25 protein-coding genes and 1 pseudogene are annotated in these 23,983 nt (G+C 66.2%); 5 read left to right on the top strand and 21 right to left on the bottom strand.

The genetic code is table 11. The annotated features are described in order from the left end of the window. The 9 genes and pseudogenes from AC1RL8_RS30530 to AC1RL8_RS30490 form a co-directional block, all read right to left on the bottom strand. Positions 1–72, bottom strand: a pseudogene (locus AC1RL8_RS30530) (GTP-binding protein); the annotation flags it as partial. Between the two features lie 141 nt (positions 73–213). Continuing rightward, positions 214–2,316, bottom strand: a complete 2,103-nt coding sequence (gene fusA / locus AC1RL8_RS30525) for an elongation factor G (RefSeq protein WP_062478855.1) — start codon at positions 2,314–2,316, stop codon at positions 214–216. A gap of 97 nt (positions 2,317–2,413) precedes the next feature. Continuing rightward, on the bottom strand, positions 2,414–2,887 hold the full coding sequence (gene rpsG / locus AC1RL8_RS30520; RefSeq protein ID WP_007829591.1) for a 30S ribosomal protein S7: 474 nt from the start codon (positions 2,885–2,887) through the stop codon (positions 2,414–2,416). A 147-nt stretch (positions 2,888–3,034) separates the two neighbouring features. Further along, a complete protein-coding gene (gene rpsL, locus AC1RL8_RS30515; RefSeq protein ID WP_013543948.1) occupies positions 3,035–3,412 on the bottom strand; it encodes a 30S ribosomal protein S12 in 378 nt (125 codons plus the stop codon). A gap of 203 nt (positions 3,413–3,615) precedes the next feature. Continuing rightward, on the bottom strand, positions 3,616–4,785 hold the full coding sequence (locus AC1RL8_RS30510) for a D-alanyl-D-alanine carboxypeptidase family protein (protein WP_492686982.1): 1,170 nt from the start codon (positions 4,783–4,785) through the stop codon (positions 3,616–3,618). Positions 4,786–4,825: 40 nt separating this feature from the next. Next, positions 4,826–5,458, bottom strand: a complete 633-nt coding sequence (locus tag AC1RL8_RS30505; RefSeq protein ID WP_095950335.1) for an alpha/beta hydrolase — start codon at positions 5,456–5,458, stop codon at positions 4,826–4,828. Between the two features lie 70 nt (positions 5,459–5,528). Further along, positions 5,529–5,882 carry a (2Fe-2S) ferredoxin domain-containing protein gene (locus tag AC1RL8_RS30500; protein WP_492686981.1) on the bottom strand — a complete coding sequence of 118 codons (354 nt, stop codon included), beginning with the start codon at positions 5,880–5,882 and terminating at the stop codon, positions 5,529–5,531. A gap of 21 nt (positions 5,883–5,903) precedes the next feature. Continuing rightward, a complete protein-coding gene (locus tag AC1RL8_RS30495) occupies positions 5,904–7,022 on the bottom strand; it encodes a VanZ family protein (RefSeq protein ID WP_492686980.1) in 1,119 nt (372 codons plus the stop codon). Between the two features lie 19 nt (positions 7,023–7,041). Then, positions 7,042–7,470, bottom strand: coding sequence for a CopD family protein (locus AC1RL8_RS30490; RefSeq protein WP_062478845.1), 429 nt, complete (start codon positions 7,468–7,470; stop codon positions 7,042–7,044). A 337-nt stretch (positions 7,471–7,807) separates the two neighbouring features. Between AC1RL8_RS30490 and hemB the strand changes: the two genes are divergently transcribed. Beyond that, positions 7,808–8,821: a porphobilinogen synthase gene (gene hemB, locus AC1RL8_RS30485; protein WP_223301379.1), complete on the top strand. Its 1,014-nt coding sequence runs from the start codon at positions 7,808–7,810 to the stop codon at positions 8,819–8,821. A gap of 75 nt (positions 8,822–8,896) precedes the next feature. After that, positions 8,897–10,042, top strand: a complete 1,146-nt coding sequence (locus tag AC1RL8_RS30480) for a magnesium transporter CorA family protein (protein ID WP_390348163.1) — start codon at positions 8,897–8,899, stop codon at positions 10,040–10,042. 83 nt (positions 10,043–10,125) lie between these two features. Here AC1RL8_RS30480 and AC1RL8_RS30475 read toward each other — a convergent pair whose 3' ends face one another. After that, a complete protein-coding gene (locus AC1RL8_RS30475) occupies positions 10,126–10,494 on the bottom strand; it encodes a hypothetical protein (protein ID WP_062478764.1) in 369 nt (122 codons plus the stop codon). A 287-nt stretch (positions 10,495–10,781) separates the two neighbouring features. On the opposite strand from AC1RL8_RS30475, the gene AC1RL8_RS30470 reads away from it, so the two are divergent. After that, the gene (locus AC1RL8_RS30470) at positions 10,782–11,672 is read left to right on the top strand and encodes a LysR family transcriptional regulator (protein WP_492686979.1); all 891 of its coding nucleotides are present in this window, start codon (positions 10,782–10,784) and stop codon (positions 11,670–11,672) included. Between the two features lie 51 nt (positions 11,673–11,723). On the opposite strand, the gene AC1RL8_RS30465 is transcribed toward AC1RL8_RS30470, so the two are convergent. Both AC1RL8_RS30465 and AC1RL8_RS30460 read right to left on the bottom strand, forming a co-directional pair. Then, positions 11,724–12,407: a dienelactone hydrolase family protein gene (locus tag AC1RL8_RS30465; protein ID WP_492686978.1), complete on the bottom strand. Its 684-nt coding sequence runs from the start codon at positions 12,405–12,407 to the stop codon at positions 11,724–11,726. Positions 12,408–12,466: 59 nt separating this feature from the next. After that, complete coding sequence (locus AC1RL8_RS30460; RefSeq protein WP_492686977.1) at positions 12,467–13,066, bottom strand: 2-hydroxychromene-2-carboxylate isomerase; 600 nt, start codon at positions 13,064–13,066, stop codon at positions 12,467–12,469. Positions 13,067–13,205: 139 nt separating this feature from the next. Between AC1RL8_RS30460 and AC1RL8_RS30455 the strand changes: the two genes are divergently transcribed. Continuing rightward, the gene (locus tag AC1RL8_RS30455; RefSeq protein WP_159279502.1) at positions 13,206–13,952 is read left to right on the top strand and encodes an SDR family oxidoreductase; all 747 of its coding nucleotides are present in this window, start codon (positions 13,206–13,208) and stop codon (positions 13,950–13,952) included. Positions 13,953–13,955: 3 nt separating this feature from the next. After that, positions 13,956–14,609, top strand: a complete 654-nt coding sequence (locus AC1RL8_RS30450; RefSeq protein WP_056576614.1) for a MarC family protein — start codon at positions 13,956–13,958, stop codon at positions 14,607–14,609. A gap of 6 nt (positions 14,610–14,615) precedes the next feature. Here the strand turns inward: AC1RL8_RS30450 and AC1RL8_RS30445 are convergent, their stop codons facing one another. The 9 genes from AC1RL8_RS30445 to lipP1 all read right to left on the bottom strand — a co-directional run bounded on the left by AC1RL8_RS30445 (position 14,616) and on the right by lipP1 (position 23,939). Continuing rightward, the gene (locus AC1RL8_RS30445; RefSeq protein WP_062478778.1) at positions 14,616–15,077 is read right to left on the bottom strand and encodes an EVE domain-containing protein; all 462 of its coding nucleotides are present in this window, start codon (positions 15,075–15,077) and stop codon (positions 14,616–14,618) included. A gap of 74 nt (positions 15,078–15,151) precedes the next feature. Next, positions 15,152–16,318: an ABC transporter substrate-binding protein gene (locus tag AC1RL8_RS30440; protein WP_492686976.1), complete on the bottom strand. Its 1,167-nt coding sequence runs from the start codon at positions 16,316–16,318 to the stop codon at positions 15,152–15,154. Between the two features lie 32 nt (positions 16,319–16,350). Continuing rightward, positions 16,351–18,207 carry an AMP-dependent synthetase/ligase gene (locus AC1RL8_RS30435; protein ID WP_492686975.1) on the bottom strand — a complete coding sequence of 619 codons (1,857 nt, stop codon included), beginning with the start codon at positions 18,205–18,207 and terminating at the stop codon, positions 16,351–16,353. A gap of 8 nt (positions 18,208–18,215) precedes the next feature. Then, complete coding sequence (locus AC1RL8_RS30430; RefSeq protein ID WP_056576626.1) at positions 18,216–18,989, bottom strand: ABC transporter ATP-binding protein; 774 nt, start codon at positions 18,987–18,989, stop codon at positions 18,216–18,218. 268 nt (positions 18,990–19,257) lie between these two features. Then, positions 19,258–20,076 (bottom strand): ABC transporter ATP-binding protein, encoded by an 819-nt coding sequence (locus tag AC1RL8_RS30425; RefSeq protein ID WP_095747054.1) that lies wholly within the window; start codon positions 20,074–20,076, stop codon positions 19,258–19,260. After that, the gene (locus AC1RL8_RS30420) at positions 20,073–21,149 is read right to left on the bottom strand and encodes a branched-chain amino acid ABC transporter permease (protein ID WP_062478791.1); all 1,077 of its coding nucleotides are present in this window, start codon (positions 21,147–21,149) and stop codon (positions 20,073–20,075) included. Before AC1RL8_RS30420 ends, AC1RL8_RS30425 begins: the two co-directional genes overlap by 4 nt. 7 nt (positions 21,150–21,156) lie before the next feature. Then, positions 21,157–22,032, bottom strand: a complete 876-nt coding sequence (locus AC1RL8_RS30415) for a branched-chain amino acid ABC transporter permease (protein WP_070061875.1) — start codon at positions 22,030–22,032, stop codon at positions 21,157–21,159. Between the two features lie 21 nt (positions 22,033–22,053). After that, positions 22,054–22,884, bottom strand: a complete 831-nt coding sequence (locus tag AC1RL8_RS30410; RefSeq protein ID WP_095950254.1) for a helix-turn-helix domain-containing protein — start codon at positions 22,882–22,884, stop codon at positions 22,054–22,056. A 113-nt stretch (positions 22,885–22,997) separates the two neighbouring features. Further along, the gene (lipP1, locus tag AC1RL8_RS30405; protein WP_492686974.1) at positions 22,998–23,939 is read right to left on the bottom strand and encodes a LipP1 family hormone-sensitive lipase; all 942 of its coding nucleotides are present in this window, start codon (positions 23,937–23,939) and stop codon (positions 22,998–23,000) included. Between the last annotated feature and the right edge of the window lie 44 nt (positions 23,940–23,983).

Raw genomic sequence — 23,983 nt, 5'->3', positions numbered from 1 at the left:
GCCGTGGTCAACGTGACCGATCGTGCCCACGTTCACGTGCGGCTTGGTGCGGGTGAATTTACCTTTTGCCATTTTTCAATCCTTGAAAGAGCATGTCCCGTGTGTTGGTTTTATGTCTGCATCCGATTGCTGATTCGCCCCGCACGGGAACAGGGCGGCACCGGATCGCAGACAAGAAGGGCCGCGCACTGCGCGGCCCCACATTCTTGAAACTTACTTCGAGCGAGCGGCCACGATGGCTTCGGCGACGTTACGGGGAGCTTCAGCGTAGTGCTTGAACTCCATCGTGTACGTGGCGCGGCCTTGCGTGGCCGAGCGCAGCGTCGTCGAGTAGCCGAACATTTCCGACAGCGGGACTTCAGCCTTGATGAGCTTGCCGCCACCGATCATGTCGTCCATGCCCTGCACCATGCCGCGACGGCTGGACAGGTCGCCCATCACGTTGCCGGCGTAGTCTTCAGGCGTTTCGACTTCCACGGCCATCATCGGCTCGAGGATGACCGGGCTGGCCTTGCGGGCGCCTTCCTTGAAGCCGAAGATCGCGGCCATCTTGAACGCCATTTCGTTCGAGTCCACGTCGTGGTACGAACCGAAGTGCAGCGTGACCTTGACGTCGACGACGGGGTAGCCCGCCAGCACGCCTTGCGTCAGTGCTTCCACAACGCCCTTTTCCACGGCGGGGATGTATTCGCGAGGAACCACACCGCCCTTGATGGCGTCGACGAACTCGAAGCCCTTGCCGGCTTCCTGCGGCTCGATCTTCAGGATGACGTGACCGTACTGGCCCTTACCACCCGACTGGCGAACGAACTTGCCTTCGGCTTCTTCGACGGTCTTGCGGATCGTTTCGCGGTAAGCCACTTGCGGCTTGCCCACGTTGGCTTCCACACCGAATTCGCGCTTCATGCGGTCCACGATGATTTCGAGGTGCAGTTCGCCCATGCCGGAGATGATGGTCTGGCCGGATTCTTCGTCGGTGCGCACGCGGAACGACGGATCTTCCGAAGCCAGGCGCTGCAGGGCGATGCCCATCTTTTCCTGGTCAGCCTTGGTCTTGGGCTCGACGGCCTGCGAGATCACGGGCTCGGGGAATTCCATGCGCTCCAGCGTGATCATGGCGTTCGGGTCGCACAGGGTTTCGCCCGTGGTGACGTCCTTCAGGCCCACGCAAGCGGCGATGTCGCCGGCACGGATTTCTTCGATTTCGAGGCGTTCGTTGGCGTGCATCTGCACGATACGGCCGATACGCTCTTTCTTGCCCTTGACCGGGTTGTAGACGGTGTCGCCCTTGCTCAGAACGCCCGAGTACACGCGCACGAAGGTCAGCTGGCCGACGTACGGGTCGGTCATGAGCTTGAATGCCAGCGCCGAGAACTTCTCGCCGTCGTCGGCCTTGCGGGTCACGTCTTGCTCGTCGTCGTCCGTGCCGTGCACCGGAGGAATGTCCAGCGGCGAAGGCATCAGTTCGATCACGGCGTCGAGCATGCGCTGCACACCCTTGTTCTTGAACGCGCTGCCGCACAGCATCGGCTGGATTTCGCCGGCGATCGTGCGCGTGCGCAGACCGTGGGTGATTTCTTCGAGCGTCAGGTCACCTTCTTCAAGGTACTTGTTCATCAGCTCTTCCGAAGCTTCGGCCGCGCTTTCGACCATCTTCTCGCGCCATTCCTTGGCCAGCTCGACCAGCTCGGCGGGGATCTCGCGCGTTTCGAACTTCATGCCTTGCGAGGCTTCGTCCCAGAAGATCGCCTTCATCAGACGCAGGTCGACCACGCCCTGGAACTTGTCTTCGGCACCGATCGGAATCACGATCGGCACGGGGTTGGCCTTCAGGCGGTCGACCATCATCTGGCGAACGCGGAAGAAGTTGGCGCCGATGCGGTCCATCTTGTTGACGAACGCCAGACGCGGCACCTTGTACTTGTTGGCTTGGCGCCAGACGGTTTCCGATTGGGGCTGCACGCCGCCGACCGAGTCGTACACCATGACGGCGCCGTCCAGCACGCGCATCGAGCGCTCGACTTCAATGGTGAAGTCCACGTGGCCGGGGGTGTCGATGATGTTGATGCGGTGCTCGGGCAGCGAGTGGTCCATGCCCTTCCAGAAGCAGGTCACGGCAGCCGAGGTGATCGTGATGCCACGCTCTTGCTCCTGCTCCATCCAGTCGGTCGTTGCCGCGCCATCATGCACTTCGCCGAGCTTGTGGGTCACGCCCGTGTAGAACAGGATACGTTCGGTGGTGGTGGTCTTGCCGGCGTCGATGTGCGCGGAGATACCGATGTTGCGGTAGCGCTCGATGGGGGTCTTGCGGGACATGATGTACTTTCGGGTTTAAATGCGTTGAGCGCTGGGCGTCGAGCACGGGCGATTTCGCCCGGTACTCAACCCCCAACGCTCAAGAGACGTGTGTTTTTTAGAAGCGGAAGTGGCTGAAGGCGCGGTTGGCTTCTGCCATGCGGTGCACTTCGTCGCGCTTCTTCATGGCACCGCCACGGCCTTCCGTGGCTTCCATCAGTTCGTTGGCCAGACGCAGGGCCATCGACTTCTCACCGCGCTTGCGGGCAGCTTCCTTGATCCAGCGCATCGACAGGGCGAGGCGACGGACAGGGCGGACTTCGACCGGCACCTGGTAGTTCGCACCACCGACGCGGCGCGACTTCACTTCGACCATCGGCTTCACGTTGTTGATGGCAACGGTGAACGCTTCGAGGGGGTCCTTGTCCGGGTTCTTCTTCTCGATGAAGTCGAGGGCACCGTAAATGATGCGCTCGGCAACAGCCTTCTTGCCGCCTTCCATGATCACGTTCATGAATTTGGACAGCTCGACATTGCCGTACTTGGGATCCGGCAGGATTTCACGTTTGGGGACTTCGCGACGACGTGGCATTTTTCTAACCTCTTTGCTTCAGTTGGCATCGTTTCCGATACCGCGAGAGCCAGTCAGGACTCTCACTTACTCGACCCGACATTGGGTCACTTCGTTCGACAAGCCCGCCAAGGCCATCGAACACCGCTTGTTTTCTGACAGGAAGGCTTAAGCCTTCTTGGGGCGCTTCGCGCCGTACTTGGAACGCGACTGCTTGCGGTCTTTCACGCCTTGCAGGTCGAGCGAACCGCGCACGATGTGGTAACGCACACCGGGCAAGTCCTTGACACGACCGCCGCGAACCAGCACGACGCTGTGTTCTTGCAGGTTGTGGCCTTCGCCGCCGATGTAGGAGATGACTTCGAAGCCATTGGTCAGACGGACCTTGGCAACTTTACGAAGCGCCGAGTTGGGCTTCTTGGGCGTCGTGGTGTAGACGCGGGTGCAGACACCGCGACGTTGCGGCGAGTTCTGCATGGCAGGGCTCTTCGAATTGATCTTCTCGACCGTTCGACCCTGACGCACCAGTTGATTGATGGTTGGCATGAATGAATTAGTCCCAAAACAACCCAGCCTTGGTGGTGAAACCGCCCTTGGTCGTGACTCAAGGAAGCCGGGAATAACGAAAACGTGAAACCCTTCGGAAAATTCCGAAAAGCCCACGAGTATAGCAGGCAGGTCTGAAATGGCAATGTCAGGCGCCTGGAGCGCCCGCCACCGCCTGTTTCAAGGCCTCTTTTCCCTGTCTCTTACTTGATCCAGAGACGCACGGCGTCCCAGGCGCGGCCGAAGACGCCGGCCTGCTCGACCGGCTCCAGGGCGACCAGCGGCACGTCGGCCAGGGGCTGGTCGTCCAGCGTGACCTTGAGCGAGCCGACGGCCTGGTACTTGGTGAACGGCGCGACCAGCGGGTCGGGGCGCGACACCTGCGTCTTGATCTTGCTGGCGGAACCGGTCGGCACGGCGACCACGATGGCCTCGGGGCGGCCCAGCTTCAGCACGTTGGCCTTGCCCTTCCAGACGGCGGGCGTGGCGGCGGGCTGGCCGGCTTCGAACAGGCGCACGGCGTCGTAGGCCGTGTAACCCCAGTTCAGCAGCTTCTGCGACTCGTTGGCGCGCACGGCTTCGCTGCTGGCGCCCAGCACGATCGACAGCAGGCGGCGGCCGCCGGTCAGGTTCGGGAAGTCGCGCTTGGCGGTGGCGATCATGCAGTAGCCGGCGGCGTCGGTGTGGCCGGTCTTCAGGCCGTCGACGGTCGGGTCGCGGAACAACAGCAGGTTGCGGTTGGTGTCGTTGGTCGACGGCGTGCCCGGGTAGCGGTACTTCTTGATGGCGTAGTACTTGGCTTCTTCCGGGAAGTCGCGCACCAGGCGCGTGGCCAGGATGCTCAGGTCGCGCGCCGTGGTCGTGTGGCCGGGCGCCGTCAGGCCTTCGGGGTTCTTGTAGGTGGTGTTCTTCATGCCCAGCGCCTTGGCCTGGGCGTTCATCATCTCGACGAAGTGCTCCACCGTGCCGCCCACGCCTTCGGCCAACGCGACCGTGGCGTCGTTGCCCGACTGCACGATCACGCCCTTGATCAGGTCTTCCACCGGCACCTGCATCTTGGGGTCGATGAACATGCGCGAACCGGGCATCTTCCAGGCGCGCGGGCTCACCGGCAGGGTCTGGGTCAGCGTGATTTTCTTGGCGCGCAGCGCGTCGAACGCGACGTACGCGGTCATCAGCTTGGTGAGCGAGGCCGGCTCGACCGGGCTGTCGATGTCCTTCTGCGCCAGGATCTGGTTCGCGGTCACGTCGAGCAGCAGGTAGCTGCGCGCGGCGATTTCAGGCGGGGCCGGCATCTGGGCGGCGGCGATCACGCCAACCGAGGCAGCAGCGGTCAGCACCAGTGCGCGAAGCGCAGTGAAAAAACGATTCATGGGGAAGATAAGAAGAGACGAGGACAAGCCTGCAAGGCTTTCATTCGGTGCCCGCGCGCAGATGGCGGGCGACCAGGCTTTTGAGCAGCGGCAATTGTCCGTGAAAGAAATGGCCGCCCCCGGGAATAACCGTGACAGGGAGTGACTGGGGACGCGCCCAGTCCATCACGGCGGCGAGAGGCACGGTGTCGTCGGCTTCGCCATGGACCACCAGCGCGCGCTCGTGCGCCTCGGCCGGCAGCGTGGCCACCGAGAAACGCGAGGCGGCCGTGCCGACCAGCACCAGCTGCCGCACGTCGCGTGCGGCCCAGAGCTTCTCGGCCGCGCAGCTGGCCACGAAGGCACCGAAGGAGAAGCCGGCGATCGCCAACTGGCCCTCGGGCGCGAGCTGGCCGACGACATGCAGCATGTCCTCGAGCTCGCCACGCCCTTCGTCGTGGACGCCTTCGCTGGCACCCACGCCGCGGAAGTTGAAGCGCACGGCCGTCCAGCCGCAGGACACGAAGGCGCGGGCCAGGGTCTGCACGACCTTGTTGTCCATCGTGCCGCCGAACAGCGGGTGCGGATGGGCGATCACCGCGATGCCGCGCGCGTCGCCGGACGGCAGGTCGCGCTGCACCTCGATCACGCCCGCGGCGCCCTGGAGGCTGATTTTTTCGGTCTGGGAGTTCATGGCGCTGGGGTTGGCTGGGCCGGCGATGCCGGCAACGTGCACGGTACGAGCACGGGGTCCGCGGGAAAGTTCAGCGGCCGACGTCGGGCGGTAGCAGCAGCCGCTCGACGACCTGGCCGTTCTTCAGGTGCGACTCGACGATCTCGTCGATGTCCTCGGCGTCCACGAAGGTGTACCAGACCGCCTCGGGGTAGACCACCGCCACGGGCCCGCCCGCGCAGCGGTCGAGGCAGCCAGCCTTGTTGACGCGCACCTTGCCGGGCCCGGCAAGCCCCTGCTCCTTCACCTTGGCCTTGCAGCGGTCGAAGCCTTCCTGCGCGTTGTGCAGGGCACAGGAGTCTTCACCGTTCTTGCGTTCGTTCAGGCAGAAGAAGATGTGGCGGCCGTAGTAGCCGGACGGTGCGGCGGGGGGTGTGCTGGGCATCTATCGATTTTATGAGCGCGCTCAGGACGAGGGCGATACAGGACGGCGGCGCCGCGACAGCGCGGCCAGCACATAGACCAGCACCGCGAAGGGCCAGCCCCAGCCCAGCCACTGGGCCAGGCCGTGGAAGCGGATGAAGCGGCCCTGCTCCCAGGTGGCCAGGGTCTGTGCAAAATAGGCGCTCTCGGGCGCCTGGTTCAGCAGGCTCAGCTGGAGCACGAGCCCCATGAGCAGCAGCGCCCCGCACAGCCGGCGCGGCGCAAAGAGCAGCAGCACGCCCGCGAACACCGCCGCGGCCAGCCCGACCTGCACCGGCAGATCGAGCCAGGCCCACGCGTGCTCGGGGCCGTAGCTCATGGCCGCCGAAAGCGCCGAGGCCGCAACGCCTGCGAGCAGGATGAGCGGCAGCAGCACCGCGCGCTGCACCACGTTGCGCGCCACCAGGTAGCCCAGCAGGCACGGCACCAGCGCGCCGAGCATCACGCACAGCAGCTCCACGGCCGGCACCAGCGGTTCCAGCTCGAACTGGCGCACCGGCAACCAGTCGATGAAGGGCGTGTCGAGCAGCCACTCGGAAATCGTCGTCTCCAGCCGCTCGAAGACCTGGCCGAGGCCGAAGGTGACGGCGGCGGGGAACAGCAGCGCAAAGGGCCAGAGTGCGAGCAGCACGAGACCGCCGCGCGCGTCCTCGACGAACCACTGCGAGCGCACGCGGCTCCAGTGGGCGATCGCACCGAGCCGCTCCAGCGCCGCGGCCAGCACCGCGCCGAGCACCGTGCCGGCGGTGTTCAGCCCCAGGTCGACATTGGAAGGAATGCGCGCTGGCAAATAGCTCTGCAGCGTCTCCATGGCAAAGGCGATCGCCGCGCCCGCCACCGTGGCGCGCAACAGCGCACGCCACACACTGTGACTGCTGCCCGTGCGCAGCACGCTCAGCGCACACAGAAAACCGAAGGGCACGTAGCCCGCGACGTTCACCCCGAAGTCGAAACCCGTCCAGTACTTGGGCCAGGGCGCCGACAGGTAGGCCCAGGGCGCGATCCCCTGGTCACGCCAGTCGGCGAAGGGGTACAGGCTGGCATAGACGATCAGCGCCGCATAGGCCAGCGCCAGGGGGAGCGCGGCAGACTTGTGCGGCATGTCTACCGTCGACACGGGCTCAGAAGGGCTTCACCACCACCAGGATCACGATGCCCAGCAGCAGCAGCACGGGCAACTCGTTGAACCAGCGGTACCAGCGGTCGCTGCGACGGTTGCCGCCCGCCGCAAAACGGCGCAGCAGCACGCCGCAGCCATGGTGGTAGCCGATGGCCACCAGCACCAGGGCCAGCTTGGCGTGCATCCAGCCGTTGCCGGGGCCGCGCCCGATGCCGTAGCCCAGCCAGAGCCAGGCGCCGAACACCAGCGCCGGCACGGCCAGGAAGGTGGTGAAGCGCAGCAGCTTGCGCGCCATCAGCAGCAGGCGCTCACGCTCCGCGACCGACTCGGGCGGCACCATCGCCAGGTTGACGAAGATCCGCGGCAGATAGAACAGCCCGGCAAACCAGCTGGCAATGAAAACAATGTGAAGAGATTTGACCCAGAGCATGGCGGCAGTTTAGTGGTGGCTGCACACTGACCCCTCTTCGGGGCCCTTTGCCAAGGTTTCGGGCAAAAAAAAGCCCGACGTCTTCACGTCGGGCTGGGAAGCCCTTTTGCTGTCACACATCAAGGCACCCGCTCAGGGAGGAAAAGCGGGGAGCGGCAAGCCGCCCGCTTCAGAATTTAACAAAGACGAAACAAGGTTTCAAGCGATTGAGGCAGTTTCTTTGACTTTTACAACAAAAATCTAGAACTTAAGTTCTATTAATTTCCGTAGTTGTCAGACAACTTGCCTCCAGCAGCGCTGGGCTGCGATTTCGCGCTTCAGGCACAATTTTAGATATATGACGTCACCATTTTCCCCGCTCGCGATGTTCCCCGCCGGCCGCCCGCGACGGCTGCGCCGCGATGCCTTCACCCGCAACCTGGTGCGCGAGCATGCGCTGACGACGAACGACCTGATCTACCCGGTGTTCGTGCAGGAAGGCGAGAAGCGCCGCGACGCCGTGCCCTCGATGCCCGGCGTGGACCGCCTGAGCCTGGACCTGCTGCTGCCCGTGGCCGAGCAGTGCGTGCAGGCCGGCATCCCGGTGATGGCGCTGTTCCCGGTGATCGACGCCAGCCTCAAGACGCCCGCGGGCGACGAGGCCTTCAACCCCGACGGCCTGATTCCCCGCGTGGTGGCCGCGCTCAAGGCGCGCTTCCCCGAACTGGGCGTGATGACCGACGTGGCACTCGACCCCTACACCAGCCACGGCCAGGACGGCCTGCTCGACGACACCGGCTACATCCTCAACGACGCGACCGTTGAAGTGCTTGTGAAGCAGGCACTCACACAATCGCAAGCTGGCGTCGATATTGTGGCACCGAGCGACATGATGGACGGCCGCATCGGCGCGATCCGCACCGCGCTCGAAGCCCGCGGCGACATCCACACGCGCATCATGGCCTACAGCGCCAAGTACGCCAGCGCCTTCTACGGCCCCTTCCGCGACGCCGTCGGCTCGGCCGCGACGCTCGGCAAGAGCAACAAGAAGGTCTACCAGATGGACCCCGGCAACAGCGACGAGGCGCTGCGCGAGGTCGCCATCGACATCGCCGAAGGCGCCGACATGGTCATGGTGAAGCCCGGCATGCCCTACCTGGACATCGTGCGCCGCGTGAAGGACGAGTTCCGCGTACCGACCTTCGCCTACCAGGTGAGCGGCGAGTACGCCATGCTGAAGGCCGCCGCCCAGAACGGCTGGCTCGACCACGACGCCGTGGTGCTCGAAAGCCTGCTGGCTTTCAAGCGCGCCGGCGCCGACGGCGTGCTGACCTACTTCGCGCTTGACGCCGCCCGGTTGCTACAAAAATAATAGCTATTGCGGCATGCCTGCCGCACCTCCACGGCACTTCTGGCGTGGAAGAAGAACCACCGGGGGCGAGTGTCCATGCGCATCTTCGAAATCAGCCGCTCGCAGGTCAGCGAGCACGCCTCGCTGGCGCCGCTGGCCGTGCCGGGCGCCTGCGCCGCCGCCAGCTACCTCTGGATTTCGCTGACGCGCGACGAATTCCGCGCCGCCCAGCCCGAGGTGCAGCAGATCCTGCAGACGCTGTGCCAGACCCAGCTGGTCGACCTGCACGTGGCCGACCTGCTCAACGACCAGCTGCCCTCGCACTACGACTACACCTCGCTGTACGACGTGCTGGTGTTCCGCCGCCTGGCCACGGGCAACGGCGCTGAAACCGGCAACACCGGCGAGCCTTCGCTGCCGCAACGCCCGTCGCGCGGCGGCCCGCCGGTGCTGCGCCGCATCGACACCCGCCCCGTCGGCTTCGCGGTGTTCGACCGCGTGCTGCTCTCGGTGCACCCCGAGGACGGCACGGTGCGCGACGCCTTCGCCGCCCGGCTGCTGGCGGCCGCCTCATCCGACGACCGCGGCACGCCCGCGCTCGACGTGCGCGCCACCTCGGCCCGCCTGCCGGCCAGCCCCGCCGACCTGATGCTGCGCATCGTCAACCTGATCGTCGACGGCTACCTCGACATGCGGCGCGAGCTCACGAAGCAGCTCGACCACTGGCAGACCGAGCTCATCGACCCGCGCAGCCGCTTCACCAACTGGAGCGCGCTGATGGAGGCGCGCCAGTCGCTGCACCGGCTGGACGAGATCTGCGAAGACCAGCGCGCCGCCATGCAGGACTGGATCGATTCGCTCGAAACCCTGCCCGTGCCGCAGGGCGAGACCGCGCAGCGCGAGCGCGACCTGATCATGGTGCGCAGCCGCGACGTGCTGGAGCACATCCAGCGCGTGGTGCACCACGTGCACCGGCTCGAGCAAAACGCCGAGACGGCCGTGCAGATGCACTTCAGCGTCCAGGGCCACCGGGCCAACGACATCATGCGGGTGCTGACCGTGCTCACCGCCATCTTCCTGCCGCTGAACCTCATCGCCGGCATCTTCGGCATGAACTTCGAGTTCATCCCGCTGGTGCACAAGGCGGACGGCTTCTGGATCGCGATGTCGGCCATGCTGGTCATCGCGGTGCTGCTGGTCCTGATCTTCTGGCGCAAGCGCTACCTCGCCCGCACGCGCTGAGCGCCCATGAAAAAAGCCACGCGGATGCGTGGCTTTTTTAGTCAGCTCTGACCGCCCCGGGAGGCGGCTGGCTTCGCGGCCAATTACTTGGCGACGGCGCCCGAACCTTGCTGGGCTTGAACGCGTGCGTCCATCGGGTTCACCATGGTCGAGATGACCTTGCTGTTGACGCGCGAACCCGAGGTCACGTTCTGGTCGGGAGCGTAGGCGGTGCGGATGGCTTCGGCTTCGACGATCGAACGGTCCTTCGACACGGCCACGGTTTCCGCGCCGCGCGAACCGCGCACGACGTTCTGGTTCGGGGCTGCGGCGGTGCGCTGGGCTTCGGCGTTGACTTCGTCGCGGCTCTTGGACGAGATCACTTGGGTCACGCCTTGGTACGTCTCGGCTTGGGCGCCGGTGGCGGCCAGGAGGGTCAGGGCGGCGGCTGCGAAAATGTGCGAGGTCTTCATGTCTGTTCCTTGTGTTCGGCTAGATGGGATGTCCACCAGGCTTGCACGTTGGCTCGCCTGTGCGGCGAGTGTCAGCCGGAATTCCTTCGGGAAAACACTCGGTTCAGAGACACGGTGTTTCCTGTAGCGAAACAATCAGTCAACAAAGTCGTGCACGCAAAAAAACCGGGCACAAGGCGCCTGACTGCTTCCGGCGTACACCAGAACCCCGCGCCGGTCCTATCCGGCAAAACCCCCGAGAATCGGCACACCGCGCTCCCTCGCGAAAAACAACGGGTTTCACTGACATGGACAGTCTCGATCTGATCAAAACCTTCCGGGAAGTCGCCTCACACGGCAGCTTCTCCCAGGCCGCCAAGCGGCTCGACATGTCGAAGGCCACGGTCAGCAAGTACGTCGCCGAACTCGAGACCCGCTTCGGCGTGCGCCTGCTCAACCGCTCCACGCGTTCCGTCAGCCTCACCGACGCCGGCCAGCTGCTGCTCGAGCGCAGCACGCCGATGCTTGAGATGGTCGAGCTCACCCAGGCCGAGCTGCAGGAGCGCGCCAGCCAGCCCGGCGGCCGGCTGCGCATCTCGGCCCCGCACGGCATGGGCAACGGCGAATTCCCCGACCTGCTGGCCGACTTCATGCGCCACTACCCCGACGTGAGCATCAGCCTGCAGCTGACCAACCGCACCGTCGACCTCGCCGAGGAAGGCATCGACGTCGACATCCGCAGCGGCCCGGTGGAAGACGCCAACCTCATCGTGCGCAAGCTGCGGCTCATCCACATGGTGGTCTGCGCCTCGCCGGTCTACTGGAAGAAGCACGGCAAGCCCGCGCACCCGCAGGAGCTCGCCCACCACGACGCACTGACCCATTCGCTGCTGGGCACGCAGCCCGCGTGGCGCTTCGATGACAACGGCCAGCCACTCGACGTGCAGGTCAAGAGCCGCATGGACTGCACCGAAGGCGCGCCGCTGATCCGCGTCGCGATGCGCGGCTTCGGCGTGATCTACCTGCCCTCGCTGCTCGTGCAGTCGCACATCGACAGCGGCGAGTTGGTGCCGGTGCTCGAAGGCTATGCGCGCAAGGACATGTGGCTGTCGGCCGCCTACCTGCAGCGGCGCCACAACAGCGCGGCGCTGCGCGCACTGCTCGACTTCCTGCAGACCCGGGTCGGCGCCAAGAAGTAACCCATGAAAAAAGCCCGGCACTGCCGGGCTTTTTGCTTGAAGCGTGCCGGATCAGCCGACGTGCTTGGCAAAGAAGGCCAGAACGCGTTCACGCGCCGGCTTCGCCGCCTCTGCGTTGTACGAGCCGCGCTGGTCGCAGTTGAAGCCGTGGTCGGCTTCGTAGACATGCACTTCCACCTCGGGGTGCGCCTTCTTGAAGGCCTCGATGGTGTCCAGCGGAATCCAGTGGTCGCGGTTGCCGAACTGCGCGAGCACCGGCACCTTCGGCTGGCGTGCGCTTTCTTCCGGCGTCGTCATGCCGCCACCGTAATAAGGTGCGGCAGCGGCCAGACCCGGCAGCAGGGCTGCGGCGCGCCAGACCAGCAGGCCGCCCCAGCAGTAACCGACGATGCCGACCTTGCCCGCCTTCGAGGCGTAGGCGATCGCGGCTTCGAGGTCCTGCAGCACGCCGGGCGCGGGCAGCGCCTCGACCGCGGTCTTGTAGCCGAAGCCGGTCTTCATGTCGTCGTCGCTGTAGCCCAGCTCGACGCCGGGCTTGACGCGGTGGAAGGTCGACGGCGCCACGGCCAGGTAGCCGTCGGCCGCATAGCCGTCGGCGACCGAGCGGATGTGCGAGTTCACGCCGAAGATTTCCGGCACCACCACCACGGCACCGCGCGGCGTGCCCGCGGGCTCGGCCACGTAGGCGGGAACGGTGAAGCCATCCTTGGCGGTGAGGTCGATGAATTGGCCCATGGGGTTCTCCTGAAACGATGGAATGAAAAAAGAAAAAGCGGGTCGGCTCGCGCGCGCCGTTACGCGCGCAGCGCCCGCTCGACGAAATCGAGCCGGTCCTGGCCCCAGAAGATCTCGCCGTCGATCACGTAGCTCGGCGCGCCGAACACCTGGATGTCGATCGCTTCCTGCGTGTAAGCCTCGTAACGCTCCTGCACCGCCTGGCTTTGCGATTGCTCGGCGCGCTTGGCCGGCAGGCCGCATTCCGCGACCAGGGCTTCGAGCAGGTTCGGGTCGCCGATGTTCCGCTCCTGCACCCACACGGCCGCGAACACCGCGGCGCTGATGCGCATCGCGGCTTCGGTGCCGTCGTGCATGTCGACCGCGATGATCAACCGCGCCGCATCGTCGCCGGCCACCGGAAAGAACTTCGGCTTCGGGTTCAACGGCAGGCCCAGGTGCTTCGAGAAGCGCGCCAGCTCGAGCAGCCGGTAGGCCTGGCGCTGCGGTGCGCGCTTGCCCAGCGGCAGGCCGCCCGACACGGGGAACACGCTGCCCATGTCGATGGGCCGCACGCGCACGGTGGCGCCGGCGGCCGCGGCGATGGTGGCGAAGCGGGTATGCCCCAGATAGGTCCACGGGCTCTGTGGCGCAAAGTAATAGTCGATGGTCTTGTGCATTCAGTAACCTCCGTGCTGCGCACTGCGGTGCGAGCTGGCTTGGGGCGGCGCGGCGCTCGTGCTCATGCGCCAGCCCTCGGTGATGTAATCCAGGCCGTCGGTTTTAACTGACGCACAGTTTCTCTGCAGGAGGTGGGATTTGGACCAGGTGCTCTTGATCACCGGCGGTGGGCGCGGCATTGGTGCCGCCACGGCCTTGCTCGCCGCGAAGCGCGGCTATGCCGTGGCCGTGAACTACGCCAGCAACTCGCTGGCCGCCGACGAGGTGGTGCGCACCATCCGCGCGGGCGGCGGCACCGCCATGGCGGTGCAGGCCGACGTGGGCGACGAGGCCCAGGTGCTCGCGATGTTCGCGAAGGTCGACGCCAAGCTCGGGCGCCTCACCGCACTCGTGAACAACGCCGGCGTGGTCGATGTGCAGGCGCGCGTCGACGAAATGAGCGTGGCGCGCCTGGAGCGCATGTTCCGCATCAACGTGATCGGCAGCTTCGTCTGCGCGCGCGAGGCGGTGAAGCGCATGAGCACGAAGCACGGCGGCGAAGGCGGCGCCATCGTCAACATCTCCAGCGGCGCCGCACGCATCGGCTCGCCCGGCCAGTACGTCGACTACGCGGCCAGCAAGGCAGCCATCGACACCCTGACCATCGGCCTGGCCAAGGAAGTGGCCGACGAAGGCATCCGCGTGAACGCGGTGCGCCCCGGCGTGATCGACACCGACATCCACGCCTCCGGAGGCCAGCCTGGCCGCGCCGCCGAGATGGGCCCAGGCGTGCCGATGAAGCGCAGCGGCACCGCCGAAGAAATTGCCGGTGCCGTCCTGTGGCTGCTCTCGCCCGAGGCCAGCTACACCACCATGGCCCTGCTCGACGTGACCGGAGGACGCTGAGCCATGAGCACTTCCATGGACCTCATCAAGCCGCTGGTCACGCTGGTGGCCATCGTCAACCCGCTGGCCATCGTGCCCTTCTTCATCCACTACACGCAGGACTACTCCGACGCCCAGCGCAAGCGCACGGTGCGCATGTCGGCCTTCAGCGCCTTCGTGGTCATTGCCGTGAGCGCACTCATCGGGCTGCAGCTGCTGTCCTTCTTCGGCATCTCGATCGCGAGCTTCCAGGTCGGCGGCGGGCTGCTGCTACTCATGAGCTCGATCTCGATGCTCAACGCGCAACCGGCCGAGAGCAAGACCAACGTCGACGAGCTGCGCGCGGTCGAAGTGAAGGCGTCGATGGGCGCCTCCATCGCGGTGGTGCCGCTCACCATTCCGCTGCTCACCGGCCCGGCCGCCATCTCCACCGTAGTGATCTACGCCGACAAGACGCAGCACCTGTGGGAGCTGGGGCTGCTGGTCGGCTATGGCGTGGTCGTAGCGCTGGCGACTGCACTGGCGTTTTCGCTCGCGCAGCCGATCGCGCGGGTGCTCGGCAAGACCGGCATCAACATCATGACGCGGCTGATGGGCCTGATCCTCGCGGCACTCGCGGTCGAGGTGATGGCCGACGGGCTCGGCAAGCTGTTCCCGATCCTGTCGAAAGTCGCCTGAACAGGTTCAGGCCAGCATCTTCTCGATGACCTTCCAGTGCGCCGGCTCCACCGGCGTGATCGACAGCCGGTTGCCCTTGCGCAGGATGACCAGGTCGGCCAGCTCGGGCCTGGCGCGCAGCTCGGGCAACGCCAGCAGCCGCGTCTTGCGCAGCGCCTGCACGTCGACCAGCAGCCAGCGCGGGTCTTCCTTCTTCGCGCCGGCGTCGTAGTACGGCGACTTCGGGTCGAACTGCGTCGGATCGGGCTGGATGCCAGAGGCCACGCGCGCGATGCCGGCAATGCCGGGCTCGGGGCAGCTCGAGTGATAGAACAGCACGCCGTCGCCGACCTTCATGCCGTCGCGCATGAAGTTGCGCGCCTGGTAGTTGCGCACGCCGGTCCACGCCACGGTGGCATCGGGCGCGGCGAGGGCATCGTCGATCGAGACCTCGTCGGGCTCGGATTTCATCAACCAGTACTGGGGCATGGCGGCAGTCTCGCGAAGGGGATTTCGCGGAATATAGCCGCTCGCCCCGAGCACGGTACCGGGGCGGCGCTGGCTTACGGCGTCACGTAGTCAGACACCACGACCCACTTGCCGTCCTTGATCTGCGACAGCCGCGACTGGTCGTTGCCCAGGCGCTTGGTGGCGGTGTAGGTGCTCTTCGGGCTGCCGAACATGTCGGGCTCGAAGGTGATGCTGTCCATCGCCTTGATGAAGCTGTCGGTCGTCAGGTTCGGGCCGGCCTTGGTCGCGGCCTTGATGAACGAGTCGATGATCACGTAGCCGTACACCGAGAACACGGTCGGGTCTTCGTTGAACTTGGTCTTGTACTTGTTGGCCCAGAAGCGCAGCGGCTGCGACTGCTCGTCGGTGTAGGGGTTCTGCACCGTCATGGTGGCGTACACGCCGTCCATGGCCTTGCCGCCGAGCTTGTGGATCAGGTCGGTATACGCCGCGCTCGAACCCAGGAAGGTCGGGTTGAAGCCGGTCTTGCGCGACTCGCCCACCGTGCCGATGGTCTCGCGGATGATGGTGCCAAGCACCACGAGGTCGCAGTTGGCGGCCTTCATCTTCGCGACCTGCGAGCTGAAGTCGGTGGCGCCGCGCTTGAACGAGGTCTTCTCGGCCAGCTCCATGCCCGCGGCCTTCAGGCCAGCCTCGGCGCCGCGCTGCACTTCGAGACCGAACTCGTCGTCCTGGTAGATCGTGCAGACCTTCTTGGCGCCCTTGTCCTTGATCATCTTGGGCAGTGCCAGGCGGATCTGGTCGTAGTAGGTGGCCGCGAACGAATACTTCAGCCGGTTCAGCGGCTCGTACATTTCGCGCGCCGCCGTGATGGGCATGTAGTTGACGACGTTCTTGTCGAACTGCACCGGCATCGCCGCCATGTTCTGCGCCGTGCCGATGTGGCCGGCCATGATGAAGATCTTTTCCTGGTTGACCAGCTTCTGCGCCGCCAGCACCGCCTTCTTCGGGTCGTAGCCCGAGTCTTCGACGAAGAGCTTGAGCTTGCGGCCGTTCAGCGTGCCCTGCTCGTTGAGCTCGTCCACGCGCAGCTGCATGCCGTTGCGCGCCTGCTTGCCGAAGCCCGCCAGCGGACCCGAAAGGTCCTGAATCGTGCCGATGCGGATCTCGTCCTTGCTCACGCCCTGCTGCTGCGCGGACGCGAGCGTCGCGATCAGGCCCCCCACGGCCAGCGTCGTCAATGTCTTGAGCTTCGTCATAGCGTTGTCTCCTCGGGTTGGCAAAAAAGAGGTCAGCGGTACATGGCGTCGATGCGCTGCGCGTACTTGGTCTGCACCAGCTTGCGCTTGAGCTTCATCGTGGGCGTGAGCTCCTCGTCCTCGGCGCTGAGCTGCGTCTCGAGCAGGAAGAACTTCTTGATCTGCTCGACGCGCGCGAACTTGGCGTTGACGCGATCGATCTCGCCCTGGATCAGGTCCTGCACTTCCTGCGTGCGTGTCAGGCTCTCGTAGTTGCTGAACGGCACGTCGTGGTCCTGCGCGAATTTCTCGACGTTCTCCTGGTCGATCATGACGATCACCGTGAGGTAGGGCCTCTTGTCGCCGATCACCACGGCATCGGTGATGTAGAGGCTGAACTTGAGCTCGTTCTCCAGCTCGCTCGGGGTCACGTTCTTGCCGCCTGCCGTGATGATGATGTCTTTCATCCGGTCGGTGATGCGGAAATACCCGTCCTCGTCCATCACGCCCACGTCGCCCGTGTGCAGCCAGCCGTCGGCGTCGATGGTCTCGGCCGTCTTCTCCGGCAGATTCAAATAGCCCATGAAGACATTGGGGCCGCGCACCAGGATCTCGCTGGTGGCCGGATCGATGCGCACCTCGTTGTAGCCCGTGGCCGGCCCGATGGAGCCGGGCTTGATGCGGGTGACGGGCACGGCCGTGGAAGCGCCGCACGACTCCGTCATGCCCCACACCTCGAGCATGGGCACGCCCAGCGCGAGGTACCACTTGACCAGCTCGGGCGAAATGGGCGCCGCGCCGGTCACGAGAAAACGCGCACGGTGGATGCCGATGAGCTTGCGCGCGTTGTCCAGCGCCAGCAGCCGCGCGAGCCGGAACTTCAGGCGCAGCCCCGTGCCGATCTCCTGGCCCGCGAGCACCTTGTTGGCGATGGTTTCGCCCACGCCGATGCTCCAGTGGTAGGCGGCCTGCTGCAGCGGGCTGGCTTCCTTCAGCGCGATCATCACGCCCGAATAGAACTTCTCCCACACGCGCGGCACGCCGGTGAACACCGTGGGCGCGATCTCGCGCACGTTCTCGGGCACCGTCTCGGGGTTCTCGACGAAGTTGAGGATCGAGCCGGTGTACATCGCGAAGTACTCGCCGCCCATGCGCTCGGCGATGTGGCACAGCGGCAGAAAGCACATGCGCTCGTCTTTCTCGTCCTGCGCGATGAGCGTGTTGTAGCCGCGTGCGGTGTACACCAGCCCCGCGTGGCTGTGCATGGCGCCCTTGGGCTTGCCGGTGGTGCCCGAGGTGTAGACCAGAATCGCCAGGTCTTCGGGACGGCAGGCCGCCACGCTGCGCTCCACCGCCTGCGGATCGCCCGCCAGGTGCGTGCGGCCGAGGGCGCGCAGCGCATCGAGGCTCATCACGCCCGGGTCATCGAGCTCGCGCAGGCCTTCCATGTCGAACACGACCACGCGGCGCAGGCCGGGCAGACGGGCGCGCACTTCGAGCGCCTTGTCGAGCTGCTCGTCGTCTTCCACGAAGAGCACCGTGGTGCGCGAGTCTTCGCACAGGTACTGCACCTGCGAGGCGGCGTCGGTCGGGTAGATGCCGTTGGAGACGCCGCCGCAGCTGAGCACGGCCAGGTCGGCCAGCACCCACTCGATGACGGTGTTCGAAAGAATGGACGCGCACTCGCCGCGCGTGAAGCCGATGGCCTGCAGCCCGGCCGCGATCTCGCGCACGGCCTCGGCCGTCTGGCGCCAGCTCCAGGCGCGCCAGATGCCCAGCTCTTTTTGCCGCATCCAGATGTTGTCGCCGCGCTGGCGCACGGCGTTCCAGAACATGGCCGACAGCGTGTCGCCGGGCACGAGGATGTCGTGGCCGGGTTCGATGGTTCGCAGATCCCAGAGTCCTTGCATGGCGACGGCTACCTCCAGGTCTTCTTCTTTTTCCAGCGCCGCTCGCCGCGCACGCCGTCGTCCTTGACACCCAGGTAGAACTCCTTGATGTCGTCCTTCTCGCGCAGGCGTTCGCACGAGTCCTCCATGACGATGCGGCCGTTCTCCAGCACGTAGCCGTGGTCGGCGGCGTTGAGCGCCATGTTCGCGTTCTGCTCCACCAGCAGGATGGTGGTGCCGCGCTCGCGGTTGATGCGCACCACGATCTCGAAGATCTCCTTGGTGAGCTTGGGGCTCAAGCCCAGGCTGGGTTCGTCCAGAAGAATGAGGTGCGGCGCCGCCATGATGGCGCGCGAGATGGCCAGCATCTGCTGCTGGCCGCCCGAGAGCAGGCCAGCGTCCTGCGTGGCGCGCTCGCGCAGAATCGGGAAGTAAGTAAAGACGGTCTCGATGTCCCGCGCCACGCCGTCGCGGTCCTTGCGCGTGTAGGCGCCCATCAGCAGGTTGTCCTTCACCGACAGCAGCGGGAACACCTCGCGCCCTTCGGGCACGTGGCTCAGCCCCTGCTGCACGATGAAGGCCGGGTCTTTCGCCGTGATGTCCTGCCCCTGGAACTCGATGCTGCCCTTGCGCGGATCGATGATCCCCGAGATGGTCTTGAGGATCGTCGTCTTGCCCGCGCCGTTGGAGCCGAGCACGGTGGCGATCTCGCCCTTGCGCACCTTCAGGCTCACGCCGCGGATGGCCTTGATCGGGCCATAGGCGCTTTCGACGTTGAGCAGTTGAAGCACGACGTCGCTCATGCCACTGCTCCCTGATTCAAGGCGGAACATGCAGAGCCATCACGCCACGACGAAGCCCGGTGTGCGGTGCGGCGTGGGCGCCCCCTCTGTGCCGCCGAGGAGCGCAGCGTTTCGCGGATCAGGGCTCGCAGCTGTCTGAGCGAAGCGAGTTCTGCGAGACCCCGCGAAACGCGAGCACCGCAGGGGAGCCGCGCAGCGGCCGGCACAGTGGGGGCGACCGCGCCGTGCCGCGCACCGGGCGCTCCCAAAGAGGTAGCGAACACAGCGCTCATGCCACAACCCTCCGAAGGCTGCTCACGTCATCCACAGTCCCAAGGTAAGCCTCAATCACCCGCGAATCCGCCTGCACCTCACGCGGAGACCCCGTAGCCAGCACCTCGCCCTGGTTCATCGCCAGCACCCGATCCGACACCTTGGAAACCAGCGACATGTCGTGCTCGACCATCAACACCGACACCCCCAGCTCATGCTGGATGTCCTGGATCCAGAACGCCATGTCCGCCGTTTCCTCGACATTGAGCCCCGAAGAAGGCTCGTCGAGCAGCAGCAGCTTGGGCTCGGTGCACAGCGCGCGCGCCAGCTCCACCACCTTGCGCACGCCGTAGGGCAGCCCCGCCACCATCGAGTCGCGGTAGTGCTGCAGGTCGAGCAGGTCGATCACCTGCTCCGCCTTCTCGCGCGCCGCGATCTCGGCGCGGCGCGTGGCCGGCGTGAAGAACACCTCGCTCCAGAAGCCTGTCTGCCGGTGCGTGTGGCGCCCGATCAGCAGGTTGTGCAGCACCGTCGCATGCTCGAACAGCTCGATGTTCTGGAAGGTGCGCGCAATGCCCAGTGCCGCAATGGCATGCGGCGCCTGCTGCGTGAGCGCGATCGCCCCGCCCGCTTCGCCATGCCAGGTGATCTCGCCCGTGGTCGGCGTGTAGATGCGGCTGATCAGGTTGAACACCGTCGTCTTGCCCGCGCCGTTCGGGCCGATGAGCGTGAACACCTCGCCGCGCCGCACGTCGAAGCTCACCTTGTTGACCGCCAGCACGCCGCCAAAGCGCACGCTCAGGTCTTTCGCGGAAAGAAGAACGTCGTTGCTCATCTCAGCCGATCCGATTTGGTGAACGACTTCTGCCGCTTGAACAAACCCTTGCGGTAGAACGGGAAGAGCTGCAGCCAGGTGCGGATCTTGAGCCAGCGCCCGTACAGCCCCAACGGCTCGAACAGCACGAAGGCGATCAGCACCAGCCCGTACACCAGCCCCTGCAGGCCGGGCGCCTGGCCGACCACCGCCGGCAGCCAGTCCTTGCCCATCGAGATCAGCTGCGGCATCGCGATCAGGAAGATCGCACCGAGGAACGCGCCGTGCACCGAGCCCAGCCCACCGATCACCACCATCAGCAGCAGGTCGATCGACTGCAGGATGTTGAACTGGTCCGGCGAGATGAAGCTCAGCTTGTGCGCATACAGCGCGCCGCCCAGCCCCGCGAGCGCCGCAGAGATCGCGAACGACATCGTCTTGTAGCGCGCCAGGTGGATGCCCATGCTCTGCGCCGAAATCTCCGAATCGCGGATCGCCACGAAGGCGCGCCCCGTCGGCGAACGCAGCAGGTTCAGGATGCCCAGCGTGGACACCACCGCGACCACCAGGCACAGAAAGTAGAAGCCTTCGCCCGAGCCCAGCGACCAGCCGAACAGCTGCGGCGACTTCACATGCAGGCCCGCGTTGCCGCCCGTCACGCTTTCCCAGCGCGCGAACACCTCCTCGACGATGAAGCCGAACGACAGCGTCGCGATGCCCAGGTAGATGCCCTTCACGCGCAGCGCCGGCATCGCCACCACCACGCCCACCGCCGCCGACAGCGCTGCCGACGCCAGCAGCGCGAGCGGGAACGGCACGCCCATGTTCGTCAGCACGCCCTGCGTGTACGCACCCGTTCCGAGAAACGCCGCGTGCCCGATGGAGAACTGCCCCGTGAAGCCCGCCAGCAGCATCAGCCCCAGGCCGACGATGCCGTAGATCAGCACGAAGGTCAGCTGCGCGAGCCAGTACTCGTCGATGACCCACGGCGCAACGAGCAGGAAGGCCACGAGCAGGCTGTACCAGAGCACGTGGCCACCGTGCCGCGCGAGGCGGATGTCCTGGTCGTAGCTGGTCTTGAAGATGAAGCGCATGGGATGTTCAGACCTTCTTGCGCAGCTTTTCGCCGAACAATCCGTTCGGCTTGATCATGAGCATCAGCAGCACCACGATGTACGGCGCCGTGTCCTTGAAACCGTCGGGCAGATAGAAGCCCGCGAACGACTCGACGATGCCGATCACCAGCCCGCCGACGATCGCCCCCGGCAGGCTGCCGAAGCCCCCCACCACCGCCGCCGGAAAGGCCTTCAAGCCAATGAAGCCCATGTTGGCGTGCACGAAGGTGATGGGCGCGAGCAGCATGCCGGCGATGGCCGCCACGGCGGCGGCGAGCCCCCACACCAGCCCGTTGAGCCGCTTCACCGGAATGCCCATGTAGTAGGCCGCGAGCTGGTTCTGCGACGAGGCCTGCATCGCGATGCCCAGCTTGCTGTAGCGGAACATCGCGTACAGCAGGCCGCACAGGATCGCGGTGGCGACGATGATCACGAACTGCTCGAGGTTCACCACCAGCTCGCCCAGCTTCCAGATCTGGTCCTTGTAGGGCACCGCCAGCGTGTGGGTGTCGGTGCCGATGCCCGGCACCATGGTGATCAGGCCGCGCGCCACGTAGGCGATGCCGATGGTCAGCATCACGATCGAGAACTGCGGCTGCCCGAGGATCGGGCGGATCACCACCAGCTCGAGCAGCACGCCGAAGGCCGCCATGGCCACCACGGCCAGCAGCGCCGCGAGCCAGAACGGCATGCCGAAGAGCGACATGCCCGCGAAGGCACCGAACGCGCCGAGCATCATCAGGTCGCCCTGCGCGAAGCTCACCGTTTCGGTGGCCTTGTAGATCAGCACGAAGCCCAGCGCGATGAGGCCGTAGATGCACCCTTGCGCGATGCCCGAGAGCAGGAGTTGGAGGATCTGCATGCGATGCCGTCCCGCGCGCCGTTACTGCCGGAACCCGCCGGCCGCGTCGTGCAGCGCGAGGCGGCGCGAGCCCGCCACGATGTCGCTGGGCTTGAGCCCGTAGACCTGGCGGATCGAATGGCTGAAGTGCGTGGAGTCGGGGTAGCCGGTGTCCAGCGCGATGTCGGTGAGCGTGCCGCTCTGGTGCACGTAGCGCAGCAGGCTGCGCGCGCGCTTCCAGGCCCGGAAGCCGCGAAATGCCATGCCCGTCTCCTGCTTGAACAGGTGCAAAAAGCGCGAGAACGACAGGTGCACCGAGGCCGCGCAGTCTTCCGCCGAGGCGGGCGCGGCCGGGTCGGCCACGAGCATGTCGACCACCTTGCGGATGCGCGCGTCGAGCGGGCGTGGCGTGAGCGGGCCGTCGAAGAACAGCGCGTCGAAATCGAAGCCGTCGAAGTCGATGCCGCGCGCCGAGGCCGCCAGCAGGTGGGCATGGACCTCGCGCATGCGCTGCACGAAGGCCGGCGCATCGACCGGGCCGCAGTGCTGCAAAAAGGCCGGCATGCGCGCGGGATCGACCGACTCCGATTCGATCAGCAGGTTGAAGATCAGCGGGCAGGCGCTCTCGACCTGGTGCGGCACGTGCGGCGGCACCACGATGAACTCGCCGCTTTGCCAGGCCCCGCCGCCGATGCGGATGCGGTTGGGCGGCGCACCGGCGGGCGACACGTACACGCCGTGCCCGCCCATGGCGCGCTCGGCCGCGGCGCCGAGCAGCCCGGCGTAGAAGACGCGCTGCGGCGTGAGCCACATGAGGCGTTCGCCCTGCCGTGCATCGCCGCCCGAAGGCGTCGACGTCCTGGTTCGCTGCATGGTGTCTGTCTCCTGCATCGGTCGACGACGTCCGACCGGGGGGTGGCGCCGCGTTCGCTGGATCGTAGCGGCGGGGGCCTTGCGCGCGGCATCCATTTGCGCGGGGACTTTCCCTAGGCCGGCGCGAACGCGCGGCGCAGTTCCGCCGCGCACAACGCGACGGCGGTGTGGGCCTCGTCGAGCACCTTGCCCATGGTGATGAAGCCGTGGATCTGGCGCTCGAAGCACACGTAGTTCGCGCGGTTGCCGGCGGCCGTGAGCGCCTCGGCGTAGGCCGCGCCTTCGTCGCGCAGCGGGTCGTAGCCGGCGGTGAGCACGAGCGCCGGCGGCAGGTCCGACAGGTCGGTGTGCAGCAGCGGCGAGGCGCGCCAGTCGAGGTCGTGCTTCGCGTCGGTGATGTAGTGGTCGTGGAAGTAGGTCATCGTGTCGCGCGTGAGCAGGTAGCCCTGCCCGTTCGCCTGGTGCGACGGATGGCCGCGGCGCATGTCGGTGGCCGGGTAGATCAGGAGCTGGAACACGATCGGCAGGTCGCCCGCATCGCGCGCGGCGATCGACGCCACGGCCGCGAGGTTGCCGCCCGCGCTGTCGCCGCCCACCGCGAGGCGGCTCGCATCGAGCCCCAGTGCGGCAGCTTCGCGGCGCACCCAGCGGGTGGCGGCGAGCACGTCGTCCACGGCGGTGGGAAAGCGGTGCTCGGGGCCCATGCGGTAGTCGACCGCGACCACCGCGCAGCCCGCACCGTTGGCCAGTTCGCGGCACAGCACGTCGTGCGTGTCGAGGTCGCCGATGACCCAGCCGCCGCCGTGGTAGTACACCAGCACGGGCAGCGGGCCCGGGCCTGCGCCGAGCGGCTTGTACAGCCGCACCGCAATGGTGCCGTGCGGCCCGTCGGCGGCGAGGTCGCGCACCTCGGCGACCTCGGCCGGCAGCGGCTGCGTGGCGGTGCGGCGCTCGCGGTAGTAGGCCCGCGCGTCGGCGGGCGACAGGGTGTGGGTCGGCGGAATGCCCCGCGCTTCGATGAAATCCAGCAAGGCGCGCGCCTGGGGATGCAGCATGGTGTCTCCGGTGAATCGAACGGAGCGCTCAGTGTGGAGGGCGG

This window comes from Variovorax sp. GW822-FHT04E09, from assembly GCF_058800845.1.
The sequence above is the reverse complement of the archived record's forward strand: the minus strand, read 5'-3'. Positions and strand labels throughout refer to the sequence as shown.